The following is an 11985-nucleotide window of genomic DNA, read 5'->3' on the forward strand; positions in this document are numbered from 1 at the left end:
ATGTTCGTCACCGGTCGCTTCCCCCTGCTCGTCGCGGCAGGCGCTCTCCCGCTCGTGCTCCTCCCCGCAGCGGGCTTCAGCGCCTGGGCAGTTCTCGCGGCGTGGATTGTGGTGTGCGCCGCCGCCGTCGCAGTCGACGTCGCGGCGGCGGCATCTCCTGGTGCACTGCGGATTTCACGCGATGTGCCGGCACGAACCAAGCTCGGCGAGCGGACCGTGACCCGCGTGCAGATCATCAACGGTGGTCACCGGCGGGCGCACCTCACGGCACGCGACGCCTGGCAACCGACGGCCGGCGCGCCGAGCGACCGGTTGTCGGCGACGATTCCCTCGCGCGAGTCGCGCGTTTTCGAGGTCCCGTTGCTCCCCCGCCGCCGCGGCGAACTCCGCAGTGAGTTCATGACCGTTCGCCTGCGCGGGCCGCTCGGATTCGCCGGGCGCCAGGCCAGTCTCGCGGCGCCGGGAGCGATCAGGGTGCTGCCACCGTTTCGAGCGAGACGCCACCTGGCCAGCCGCGTGCAACGCCTTCGTGAGCTCGACGGTTCGACAAGCCTTCAGGTGCGTGGGCAGGGAACCGAATTCGATTCCCTCCGTGAATACATCCGCGGCGATGATGTGCGATCGATCGACTGGCGGGCGACGGCACGCGCGGGAACGACGATGCTGCGCACGTGGCGTCCCGAACGCGACCGGCACGTGACGATCGTCATTGACACGGGACGAACAGCAGCGGCGCGCGTCGATGACGAAACGCGACTGGATGCGAGTTTCGAAGCCGCCATGCTCCTCGCCGCCCTCGCCAATCGTGCTGGTGACCACGTTCACCTCCTCGCCTACGACCGCGTCACGCGAGCGCGCGTCACGGGCGTCGACGGGAACCGCCTCTTGCCCGACATCGCAGACGAGCTGGCGCCCGTTGAAGCCCAGCTGATCGATACCGGCTGGGACGGCGCGTTCTCTGCAGCGCAGCGGCTTGCTAGACGGCCCAGCCTCATCGTCGTTCTGACGGCCCAAGAGTCAATCGCTTCCTCTCGGCGCTTCCTCTCGGCGCTTGCGAGTTTGCCGAGCGCCGGAACGACTGTTCTCGTCGGCACCGTGACGGACACCACGATTGCCCCCTCTCCGCTCGACAGCGCGGCGGGTGTTTCCGAGCTGTTCCACGCGGCGGCCGCCGAGCAGACGGCGCAGGAAGCAGAGGCTGTTGCACGGGCGATCTCCCGCGCCGGCGCGGAAGCGATCGCCGATTCCGCGGAGTCTCTGCCGCCGCGTATCGCAGATCGGTATCTGGCGCTGAAGAAAGCCGGGCGGCTGTAGGGCTCTCTTCGTTTTTATTCATGATTCGCTTTTACGAATCATTCAGAACAAGGTAGGGTTGTCATCGATGACAACCTCAACCGTGACCCCGAGCGCCGCTGACGCCCTGCGTCGCGCTGGTCTGCGCGTCACAGCACAGCGCGTCGCGGTGTTCGACAGTCTCGCCAGACGACCTCATTCGTCGGCAGACGACATTCACCGCGAGGTGCAGATGACGATCCCGGGCATCGCCCTGCAGACCGTCCACGGCATCGTCGGAGGTCTCACAACAGCGTCAATCGCGCAGCGCGTCAGCCTGCCCGGCGCGCCAAGCGCGCTCTACGAACTCGCGGCGCGCGATAACCACCACCATGTGCAGTGCATCGTCTGCGGCCAGGTCGAAGACGTTCCGTGCGTCGTCGGCGCCGCCCCCTGTCTCGAGCCCTCCCACACCCACGGCATGCGCGTCCTCGAGGCGAGCGTGACCTTCCGTGCCATCTGTCCCAGCTGCGAAAGGAACGGCATTGGCTGATATCACCTACACCACGACCCAAACGGGGACGCCGGTCACGAGCGACGAATTCTCGCTCACAACCGGTTCCGACGGGGTCACCGCCCTGCACGACCGCTACCTCGTTGAGAAGCTCGCCTCGTTTAACCGCGAGCGCGTGCCCGAGCGCAACCCCCACGCCAAGGGTGGCGGCGCCTTCGGTACTTTCACCGTCACCGAGGACGTGTCGAAGTACACCCGCGCCGCGGTGTTCCAGCCCGGCAGCGAGGCCGAGGTTCTGCTACGTTTCTCGTCGGTTGCCGGTGAACAGGGTTCGCCCGACACCTGGCGCGATGTGCGCGGATTCGCTCTGCGCTTCTACACCTCCGAGGGCAACCTCGACGTGGTCGGCAACAACACCCCGGTGTTCTTCCTGCGCGACGCCATGAAGTTCCCCGACTTCATCCACTCGCAGAAGCGCACGGGAGCCGCTGCGCTTCGCAACGCCGACATGCAGTGGGACTTCTGGACCCTTTCGCCCGAGTCGGCCCACCAGGTCACGTATCTCATGGGTGACCGCGGCCTGTCGCAGTCGTGGCGGCACCTCAACGGTTACGGCTCGCACACCTACCAGTGGGTCAACGCCGAGGGCGAGCGATTCTGGATCCAGTACCACTTCGTCTCGAAGCAGGGCGTTGTTCCCCTGTCCAGCGAGGACGCGGAGCGCATCGCAGGCGAGGACGCCGATTACTACCGTCGCGACCTGTTCGAGGCCATCGAGCGCGGTGAGAACCCCACGTGGGAGGTTCACGTGCAGGTCATGCCGTACGAAGACGCAAAGACCTACCGGTTCAACCCGTTTGATATGACCAAGGTCTGGCCCTTCGCGGACTACCCCCGCATCAAGGTCGGTGAGTTCACGCTCAACCGCAACCCGCAGAACTTCTTTGCCGAGATCGAGCAGGCTGCCTTCTCGCCCGGGAACCAGGTTCCCGGCACGGGCATCTCGCCCGACAAGATGCTCATGGCCCGCGTGTTCTCGTACCCCGATGCACAGCGCTACCGCATCGGCACGAACTACAACCAGCTGCCGGTCAACCAGCCGCACGCTGCTCCCGTGTTCAACTACATGCACGAGGGCAACATGCAGTACCACTTCAACCCGGCCGGCACGCCCGTGCACGCGACCAACTCGTTCGGCTACCCGCACGCGGACGCCGAGCGCGGAACCGAAGCGACGTGGGAAACCGATGGCGCCCTCGTGCGTAGCGCGTACACGCTGCACAGCGAAGACGACGACTTCGGCCAGGCAAGCACGCTCTACAACGACGTGTTCGACGATGGCGAGAAGGATCGCTTCCACGCGACCCTCGCCGGTCAGTACCAGGGCCTCACGGTCGACGCCGTGAAGGAACGCTTCTTCTGGTACTGGGGCCAGGTCGACGAGAAGATCGTTGCCGGCATCAAGGCAAAGCTCGGCGCATAATCTGACGCAGAAAGAGGGGCGTAGCGGGGAAACACTCCCGCTACGCCCCCTTTTTGCGTCAGAGTGAATTCGGGACCGCGCGATCCGCGCTACCCGGCGACGAGCCGCGACGTTCCCGCCTCGAACTCGGTCAGATCGCCCGTCGCGCCGCGGCGGGAGGCTCGACGACCCCAGATGAGCATGTAGGCGAGGAAAACACCCAGCGCCACCGCTCCGATACCGATCTTGATGACATGCGGCCACTCTTGGCGCGTGACAAAGCCCTCAACGATGCCCGAGAGCGCGAGCGCGAGAATCAAACCGACGACAACAGTCGCAAGGGCGCGACCCTCGCGCGCAAGAGCAGTGCCGCGCGAAACGCGCCCCGGCGCGATCCACGCCCAGAAGATCCGGAAACCGGCGGCTCCCGCAACGAAAATCGCCGTCATCTCCAGGAGACCATGCGGCAGGATGAAGAGCAGGAAATCGTCGCCGCGGTCGTAGAAGAACATCACGGCCGCCGATATGCCGAGACCGACGGCGTTCTGCATCATCACGTAGAGCGGCCAAATGCCGGTGATACCGAACATGATGGACTGCGCCGCGATCCACGCGTTATTCGTCCACACCATTCCCGCGAAAACCGCCTCGGGGTGATCACTGTAATAGGCAACGAAGTCTTCGTCGGCGTACTGGCGCAACTGCGTCTCGTCACCGATCGTCGCCATCAGCTGAGCATCTGATGATGCCCACCAACCGACAACCCAGGTGATCGCAATAAAGGACACCGCGACAACGAGTGTGTCCCATCGCAACCGATAGAGGGCGGCGGGGAGCTGCTCGAGGAAGAACCGCGGAAACTGCTTGGCGGCATTCTCCGGTGCACCGGTGATTCGATAGCGCGCCGCTCCGAGAACGTTCGAGAGATAGTCGCCCGCCGGAGTTCGGCCGGTTGTCGTCTTCATTTCGGCCAGATCAGCCGATCCTGCCCGATACAGACGAATGAGCTCATCGGTTTCGGGCCCCGTCAGCGTGCGTCGCTTCGCGAGGTCGTGGAGGCGATCCCACTCGGGCCGCCTCGCGTCGATCAGGGCGTCGATGTTCACCCGTTCCACTGTACGGGACCACCGTGTCACGACGGCAGCGCATCTCGGGACGGCGCCCATCGCGCCTGGTCTGGTTGACTGGGAGCATGTCCCCTTCGGCAATTGCGCGGCCAACTGGCCCGCGGGCACTCGTTGCAGACGACGAGGTCCTCACCGGCGAGGCAGTCGCACTCGACCTGCAGCCCATCGGGCTGGGGATGCGCACGCTTGGCGGTCTCATCGACATGGTGGCCGGTTGGCTCCTCTTTCTCGCTCTGCTGTGGGGAGCGGGAACGATCGCTGCGGCCGGCATCATCGACCAGGGAACGATCCAGATCCTCACGATCGTCCTTCTCGTCATGTCGTTTGTCGGCCTCCCGCTGACCGTGGAGACAATGACGCGTGGCCGCAGCCTCGGCAAGCTCGCAGCGGGCGGGAGGATCGTGCGCACCGACGGCGGCGCCATCGGATTCCGACACGCGTTTATTCGTGCGCTCGTAGGCGTTCTCGAGATTTACATGACGTTCGGTGGCATTGCGATCCTCGTTGGAACGTTCACACCGCGCGCGCAGCGCCTCGGTGATCTCGTCGCCGGAACCTATAGCGAGCGCGTGCGCCGTCCGAAGCTCCCGCCGCCCGCTCCTGGTGTCCCCCCTGAGCTGGTGCACTGGGCGGAGATCGCCGATGTATCGCGCCTGCCGCCCCGCGTCGACTCCCGCGTCACGCGTTTCGCTACCGGGGGCGCGAAGATCGATCCCCGCATCCGCGCGCGCCTGGCCGCCGACCTGATGCACGACGTGGCGCCGTTCGTGACGCCGCTCCCGGACGCATCGCCCGAGGTCGTTCTGCAGGGCGTCGCGGCAGTACGCCGCGAACGTGATCGAACGGCTCTCGAGAACGAGAACATACGCGTTGCCCGGCTCGCGGGTGACAGCGTCGTGGTGTTCTCGTCCGAGCCGTCAGCGGAACGCGCCGTCTGAGCTGAACGAACGCCTAATGCATATCGTCCGCGCCGAGCTCCCACGGTTCCCGGCCGAGGAACTCCGCCGCTCCCCCGAAGACAGCGCTCTCGATGAGGATGCGCTGGTGGTGGACATCGGTTCGATGCATCGGCAGCCCGTGCGCCTTCGACAGCCGTTCGACCGGCACCCGGTAAATGAGAATGCGGTTGTTATCGCGATCAACGAGCCAGCGCGGCGTTCCGCTCTCCCCCTCGTGCAGGGGCATACTGGCGATCTCGAACCGGATGTCTTTCAGGTCTGGCCAGGCACCACGCAGAAAAGATGACGCCGCACCAACGGTCATCTCGAAACGGTCGTAGCGGGATCCGATGGCAGGAATCGGTGGTTTGGTCAGGGCGCTCCGCCCTGCGCGCCCGTGTCGACCGTGCCGGTTCGGCGACGGACGAGACACCTTCGGAACCTGCTCGTCGCGGCGTGCGCGATCCCACCACTTCATATAACCAGCTTAGAGTCTGAGGATGGACGATCGCCGCTGTTCGAAGGTTGGGTGCCAGCGCCCCGCTGTTTCCACCATGACTTTCGACTACGACGATCGTTTGGCGGCGCTCGGTCCTCTCGGCGGCGGAAACGATCCGCATGCGCACGACCTCTGCCACTCGCACACCGATCAACTCTCGGTGCCGCGTGGATGGACGGTTCTCCGGCATGAGAGCTTTCGCTAGCGCGCCGCTCAGTGGAAGACGGTGACGGGCTCCGGCTCAGCGGGGTCGGGCTGAACGGGGAAGGATGCGATCGCGCCGTCGACGACATGGCTCGCCGACGCGGCCACGGTTCCGTCCGAAACGTCGATACGGTACGTCCCCTCGGAGAAAGCGCGGAACGACGCGGAGCGCCCCACGCCAATGTCGAGGGTGCGCGTAGACACATCGCGGTCGAGACGATCGACCACGACCGTGACCGGCTCATCGCCCGTATTCGCGATCGCCACCTGGAACTGCCCTTCCGGAGCGTCAGGCAGGGTGACCAGGCTCGTCTCATCGAGCTCAGGGGCCGCAACGGACCACCCATAGTCAGCTCCGGCGACGTTGCGGACCGCGGCGACGATCGGAGACTCTGCATCGACGCGAACGGTGTACGAACCGGCGGCGAGATCGGCCAGGTCGACGCTGAGGGGTTGATCGGCCGCGAGCTCAAGGGTCGCGGAAAAGGCGACTCCCCCGGAGGATTCTGAGACCACGGTGACATCGGCCACCGCGTCGACACCTTCAATACTCAACAGCCGGAGCGCCGTCGGCTCGTCGGGTGATTCCGCCGCGGACTCCGTGATGGTGAGCCGGGGAATCACGGCGCTCGTCGCGGGCGCGGCAGCGGCCTGAACGTCGACACCGACGGGGTCCAGTGTCATCACACGGCTCGACTGCAGGGACGCTCGCACGGGAGCGCCGGAGGCGATCACGCGCACGACGGGGCTCTGTTCGGCACCGGAAATACTCGCAACGGGGATGGCACGCGCGGCGCCGGCGGGCAGAGCGAACTCTCCGCCCGGCGGCCGTGTTCGCCCGTCGACGCCGAAGACTTCGAGCGACACGGTCGCGGCCACTTCGGACGGGTTGGCGACGACGACGATGTCCGTAATTCCTGTTGCCACGGTTGCGCCGACGAGCCATGCTTCGGGAGTGGGTGCGCGGCAGGCGGACGCCGCGAAACCGGTGATATCTGGTTCGTTCAGCAGCGCCGATCCCGCTCCTGATACCGCGATGGGGTCGGTCCCGTCTGGTAGCTGCACAATCGTGGTCGCCTCGCCGACGCCGTCGATCGTCGTGCGCCCGTCCGTATCGGGTGCTTCGCTGCGCGCATTCAGGGCAGCAATCGCGGGGTCCGTCACGGCCATGAGACCCTGGGCGTCGCTCGCATCACGGCCGAGCGCAAGAATCGGTCCGTCGCAGGCGAGAAGAGCTTCCCCGGGAACGGGCGTCACGATCGTGTGCGGCGCCTCGGTGGTATTGCCAACTCCCGCGGCCGTGATGTCCGGCCAGGGAAGAACGGCGGCGCCGACCACCGCCGCGGTCAGAGCGAGCCCGAAAGTGGTTCCGGCGATACGGCGCGTGAGCGTGCGTTTCATCAGTCGTCCTCCGGTGAAGACACAACGGAGCGCGGCCACTGACGTGACGCGCGGCGTGTGTCGCGCGTGGGGAATCCCAGCAAAATCGCCGCGAGGACGATCGCTGCCTGTCCGCCGCCGATCATCCAGGCAATCGAGGCGTCAGCGCCGTCCAGCCCCTCGCGTTCGGCAATGGCATCGTCGACGCGCCAGAGAACGCCGCGTTCGGTCTCGCCCACCCGAACGAAACCGGCCCGAGCATCCATCGACGACTGCGCGGTGAGTGACATGGCACGCTGCACGGGGCCCGCTGCGGCGGGGTTGTCCCGCAGCAGCACGAACGACAACCCGAGCCCGCGAAGGTCGTCGTTCACAGAGGTGGCGCTGCCAGAGATGATGTCAGCGGCGAGAACGGCCAGGGTCTCATCGCTCTCCCGCATCGCAAGGTGCGTGCGGTCGAGGGTGGATTGTCCGCCCAGCGTTTCGCTCGCGCCCCACACAACGCGGGCGCTCACGCCCTGATCGAGGGGTTCAAGGATCAGCGTTCCCACGGATCGGTCATCGCGCGCTTCTGCCGAGATATAGGCGGGCAGCGTCGTTCCCACGCCCGCGTGCAGAGGCGTTGCTCCGCGGTGGAGGGCGGTGAGCTGCGGAACAACCGCGAGAGCGACGCACGCAATAGCGACCGTCGCTGTGAGTCCGCGCCACGGCCGAAGGGATCCCGATTCCAGCGCGACGGCCGCGGCGGCGATCATGCCGAACCACGCAAGGCTCAGGCCCGTTCCTGGCCAGACGCCATGGTGAACGCCCCCGGCGTAGGTGACAACAAGATGGGGCTGGATGACCGCTGTCACAACGCCCAGGGCGGCCGCCGTGAGGGCGATAAGAACCGGCTTGCCGCGGCCCGTGAGCGGCGCGGCCAGTGCAAGGGCGACGACGGGGACGAGCAAAACGGCGGACCAGGCCCCGAACCGTGCGAAGGAGTCCAGGCCAAGGTCGGTGAGGAAACGCGCCCAAGCCGCGGCCTGCCCGTCGGCGAACCCGGCCGCCACGAGCGGAGAGGCTGCCCCCGACGAGGCGGCGACGCCGGGGTCGGCGAAGATTGCCAGCGGTGTGCCGCGCTGAATCTGTTCGAACGCCAGCGGCGCGAAGAGCGCGAACGACGGAATCATCAACCAGACAATGCGGCCCACAGACGCTCGGCGCCACGAGAACGCCAGGACGATGCCGACGATCCAGACGATGACGATCGCCGGTGCGAGCGATGGTGCCGAGGCGAGCGTGGCAGCGATGAGGAGCGAGGCTGTTCCCGCCGCGGGCCAGGACCGGTGCGCCGCTGCCGCCGCGTAGACGGCCCATGGCAGCGCAAGATGAGCGATGACGGCCGCGGGACGCCCTTCCATCAGCCCATCCCAGAGGGGAGGCGCGATGCCCCAGAGAACGGCGATCGCCACGCGAGCGTCGGCCCCGTTCGCGAAACGCGTCGCGGCGAACCAGGCTCCGAGAACGGCCAACGGCATCGCAGCAAGCCAGAGAAGGACAAGAGCATACGACGGCGATGCGGGCCAGAGCGATCCCAGAACGGCGACGATCGCGGCAAAGGGATCGGTGGCCCCGACTTCGCCGAGGCCTTCGGCACGGAGCCCCCACGTGGCATCGCGCCAGAGACCCGCGACGGTGCGGCGGAGCGGAAGAAGAGCTCCGCCCGCCATCGCGGGCCAGGTCAGAAGAGCGATGAAGGCCGCGATTCCCACGGTGGCCGCGGCGATAACTGCCCAGGCTCCGCCGCCGGAAAAGAACCGAAGGGGCTCACGGACGCGGGGGGCGTGTTCCTCTGCCGCGATCTCGCGTTCACGGACCTCTGCGTATCCGATGCGGAGAGGGTCCACCTGTCGCCAGGAACCGGTGCGAACGTGACGAATTCTGGCACGGCTGCGGACAATCGCCGGCACACGGACGAAGGCCGTCACGGCCGCCATCCACTCGGGCGCGACGCGACCTGGTCGCTTCTGCACAAGGGCGACAGCGGTGTTCCACAGCGCGAGCGGGAGCAGCGTGAGCCACACCAGCGGCAGCGCCCAGATCGGCGAGTAGACAAGGCGCCTGTGCAGGCGGGCCACACGGGACACATAGGAACGGGTGATCGAGAACTGTCGCGGAACCCACACCGCAACGCGCGCGTTCGGTGCGAGCGCGAGGCGTCGTCCGCCGAGTCGGGCGCGAACGCCCAGGTCAAGCCCCTCGTCGGCTCCCATGAGGGCGCGATCGGGCATCAGCCCCTCACGCGCGTCGGCGCGAATGAGCATTCCGCGAATATCGGCGCCCAGAACGTCATCGGCTGCGTCGTGCTGGCCCTGGTCGTATTCTGCGTGGGCGAGCTCCACAGCGCGTCCCGATGCCGTCATCGTGACGCCAAACGATTCCAGCATGCGCCGGTCACCCGTTCGAACGAGCTTCGGCGCCGCAATCGCCACAGATGGCTGCCGCTCAAGAGCGGCGTCAAGGGCCGCGAGCGCGTCGTCTTCGGGGACTGTTGCGTCGGACAAAAGCCAGACCGCGCGGCCGTCAGGAACACGTGCGAGCGCCATTTCCGCCGCCGCGGCGAAGGTCGTTGACTCCCCTGTTGTCAGGACGCGACGAACTCCGGCTTGATCGATCGCTGCTCGAAGCGGGGCGGGGTCGCCGCAGACAACGATCGTGATCCCCGAAACGGGTGCGGTCTGTGCGTGAATCGCGGAGACCGTGCGCTCGAGACGTATCGCGGATCCGGGGGAAGATCGCGCGACGAGCACGACGTGAACTGAGGCGGGCATGACGGACACAGCCTAAGCCTGTCCCACTGAGAGACGGTCAGGGACACGCACGGGTCGATGCCTGCGCTCAGCAGGCCCGAAGGTCAGGAAGCCTGCTGTTCCTGCTGTGCACGCTTCAGGCGGCGCCGTTCGCGCTCGCTCAGCCCACCCCAGATGCCGAATCGCTCGTCATTCTGCAAGGCGTACTCGAGGCACTCCGTACGTACGGCACAGGTGGTGCAGATGCGCTTCGCATCGCGGGTCGACCCGCCCTTTTCCGGAAAAAAGGCCTCTGGGTCGGTCTGAGCGCACAGCGCATCGCTCTGCCAGGACAGCGCGCCGTCGTCGACGGGCTCGTCGGGCCGGACTCCCGGAACCCCCAGGTCGACAGGGTCAACGAACCAGTCTGCCGGTGCTTCGGATCGATACTGCGATGCGGTCATGATGTTCTCCCCCTTGGACAGTCCCTGAACAGGTCCCTTCCCCAGAAGTAATTACACCCGTGTGATTCGCGAATATCAAGTCGCTGATACTAAAGCTTTCATCCCCGCATTGAAGGTTTTGTCGCGTTCGGCGTGTCGTCGCGCGGCTCGTGGCCGGGCTGGGCGACGAAAAACTCGCCGTCGCCGCCCATCTCAACAAGCTGCTCATCCGGCGTGGCGAACGCGGCCTCGCCCGGTCGCAGGTGAACCACTGTTCCTCCCGCGTTCACCTGAACGGCTCCGCCCGTGCTGAGCACGATCATGGGGCCATTGGGCTGCAGACGCGCCGTTGACCCCGCAGAAACTGAGCCTCGCAAGAGCTGGAAGTCGCCGACGGGCGCCGGGAACTGGTCGAGACCGTGGCTGTCTCCGTTGAACACAGTCGGGAGGATCACGGGAATGGGGCCGGCCGAACGATCGAGGACGTTCATGAGCTCATCGACATCGATGTGCTTCGGCGTCAGACCGCCGCGAAGGACGTTATCGCTCGCCGCCATGATCTCGACGCCGAGTCCCGACTGGTAGGCGTGCAGCTGCCCCGCGCGCAAGAACAGCGCCTCGCCGCGGCGCAACTGGACGAGATTCATGAGAAGTCCCACGACGACGCCCGCGTCACCGGGGAACTCGGCAGCGTTGGCCCTGGCGTTGGACAGCTCAGCGGAGAACTCGGTCGCACGCGCGTCGCCGAGGGCGGCGATGATCGCGTCAACGACGCCCTGCGCGTCGCCGGAGAGCAACCAGCGCACGGCCTCACCGAGGCTGTGCTCATCGCGAATTCGTTCCGCAAGAGGATGGGCTGCGGGTCCGATGTTCGCGAGAAGACGCTGCGTCGCACCGATCTCCCGAAGTCCGCAGATCGCGGTAAAGGTGTCGGACAGCGCAACGATCATCTCGGGTTTGTGGTTGTCGTCCGCGTAATTTCGCGCAGCGCCCGCCGGAAGGCTCGCTTCACGGGCATAACCCTCGACGGCCTGGTCCTTCGTCGGGTGCGCTTGAATCGACAGCGAGCGGCCCGCAGCGAGAACCTTCAGCAGATAGGGAAGCCTGCCCCCCACTCCGGGCGTGACGTTTTCGTCGCGCAGCCATGCGTCAAGGGTGCGACCGGTGCCGTCACCCACCTCGGACGGATCCGAGGGGTGATCTCCGTACCAGATCTCTGCTTCGGGGACATCAGAAATCCCACGACCCTGCAGGCCAGCGATGAGAGTGCGCGAGCCCCATTCGTAGTCACGAGGAGCGTTCGTCAACGTCACAAGCATTCCCTAAGCGTAAGGGTTCGGGAACACGCCCGATGCCCATGAGTCAGGCGCCCGCG

Annotated in this window: 11 protein-coding genes; 5 read left to right on the forward strand and 6 right to left on the reverse strand. The window is 66.3% G+C overall.

Annotation, left to right across the window (positions count from 1 at the left end):
• The 3 genes from G6N81_RS04345 to G6N81_RS04355 all read left to right on the forward strand — a co-directional run bounded on the left by G6N81_RS04345 (position 1) and on the right by G6N81_RS04355 (position 3269).
• Entirely contained in the window at positions 1 to 1314 is a 1314-nt protein-coding gene (locus G6N81_RS04345; protein ID WP_165133594.1) for a DUF58 domain-containing protein, read from the forward strand.
• Positions 1315 to 1381: 67 nt separating this feature from the next.
• Positions 1382 to 1825, forward strand: a complete 444-nt coding sequence (locus G6N81_RS04350; protein WP_165133597.1) for a Fur family transcriptional regulator — start codon at positions 1382 to 1384, stop codon at positions 1823 to 1825.
• A complete protein-coding gene (locus G6N81_RS04355; protein ID WP_245324933.1) occupies positions 1818 to 3269 on the forward strand; it encodes a catalase in 1452 nt (483 codons plus the stop codon). The genes G6N81_RS04350 and G6N81_RS04355 overlap by 8 nt, the downstream gene beginning before the upstream one ends.
• 89 nt (positions 3270 to 3358) lie before the next feature.
• On the opposite strand, the gene G6N81_RS04360 is transcribed toward G6N81_RS04355, so the two are convergent.
• The gene (locus G6N81_RS04360; RefSeq protein WP_165133600.1) at positions 3359 to 4354 is read right to left on the reverse strand and encodes a stage II sporulation protein M; all 996 of its coding nucleotides are present in this window, start codon (positions 4352 to 4354) and stop codon (positions 3359 to 3361) included.
• Positions 4355 to 4440: 86 nt separating this feature from the next.
• Here G6N81_RS04360 and G6N81_RS04365 point away from each other — a divergent pair, with 86 nt between their 5' ends.
• Positions 4441 to 5313 carry an RDD family protein gene (locus G6N81_RS04365; RefSeq protein ID WP_165133603.1) on the forward strand — a complete coding sequence of 291 codons (873 nt, stop codon included), beginning with the start codon at positions 4441 to 4443 and terminating at the stop codon, positions 5311 to 5313.
• Positions 5314 to 5326: 13 nt separating this feature from the next.
• On the opposite strand, the gene G6N81_RS04370 is transcribed toward G6N81_RS04365, so the two are convergent.
• Positions 5327 to 5791: a hypothetical protein gene (locus tag G6N81_RS04370; RefSeq protein ID WP_206527902.1), complete on the reverse strand. Its 465-nt coding sequence runs from the start codon at positions 5789 to 5791 to the stop codon at positions 5327 to 5329.
• Positions 5792 to 5813: 22 nt separating this feature from the next.
• On the opposite strand from G6N81_RS04370, the gene G6N81_RS04375 reads away from it, so the two are divergent.
• Positions 5814 to 6017: a DUF3499 family protein gene (locus G6N81_RS04375; RefSeq protein ID WP_165133606.1), complete on the forward strand. Its 204-nt coding sequence runs from the start codon at positions 5814 to 5816 to the stop codon at positions 6015 to 6017.
• A gap of 8 nt (positions 6018 to 6025) precedes the next feature.
• On the opposite strand, the gene G6N81_RS04380 is transcribed toward G6N81_RS04375, so the two are convergent.
• The 4 genes from G6N81_RS04380 to manA form a co-directional block, all read right to left on the reverse strand.
• On the reverse strand, positions 6026 to 7417 hold the full coding sequence (locus G6N81_RS04380; RefSeq protein ID WP_165133609.1) for a DUF5719 family protein: 1392 nt from the start codon (positions 7415 to 7417) through the stop codon (positions 6026 to 6028).
• On the reverse strand, positions 7417 to 10209 hold the full coding sequence (locus G6N81_RS04385) for a glycosyltransferase (RefSeq protein ID WP_165133612.1): 2793 nt from the start codon (positions 10207 to 10209) through the stop codon (positions 7417 to 7419). The genes G6N81_RS04380 and G6N81_RS04385 overlap by 1 nt, the downstream gene beginning before the upstream one ends.
• Before the next feature lie 83 nt (positions 10210 to 10292).
• Complete coding sequence (locus G6N81_RS04390; RefSeq protein ID WP_165133615.1) at positions 10293 to 10631, reverse strand: WhiB family transcriptional regulator; 339 nt, start codon at positions 10629 to 10631, stop codon at positions 10293 to 10295.
• 98 nt (positions 10632 to 10729) lie between these two features.
• A complete protein-coding gene (manA, locus tag G6N81_RS04395) occupies positions 10730 to 11929 on the reverse strand; it encodes a mannose-6-phosphate isomerase, class I (RefSeq protein WP_165133618.1) in 1200 nt (399 codons plus the stop codon).
• Positions 11930 to 11985 lie beyond the last annotated feature (56 nt).

This window comes from Microbacterium amylolyticum, from assembly GCF_011046975.1.
Classification (GTDB): domain Bacteria; phylum Actinomycetota; class Actinomycetes; order Actinomycetales; family Microbacteriaceae; genus Microbacterium; species Microbacterium amylolyticum.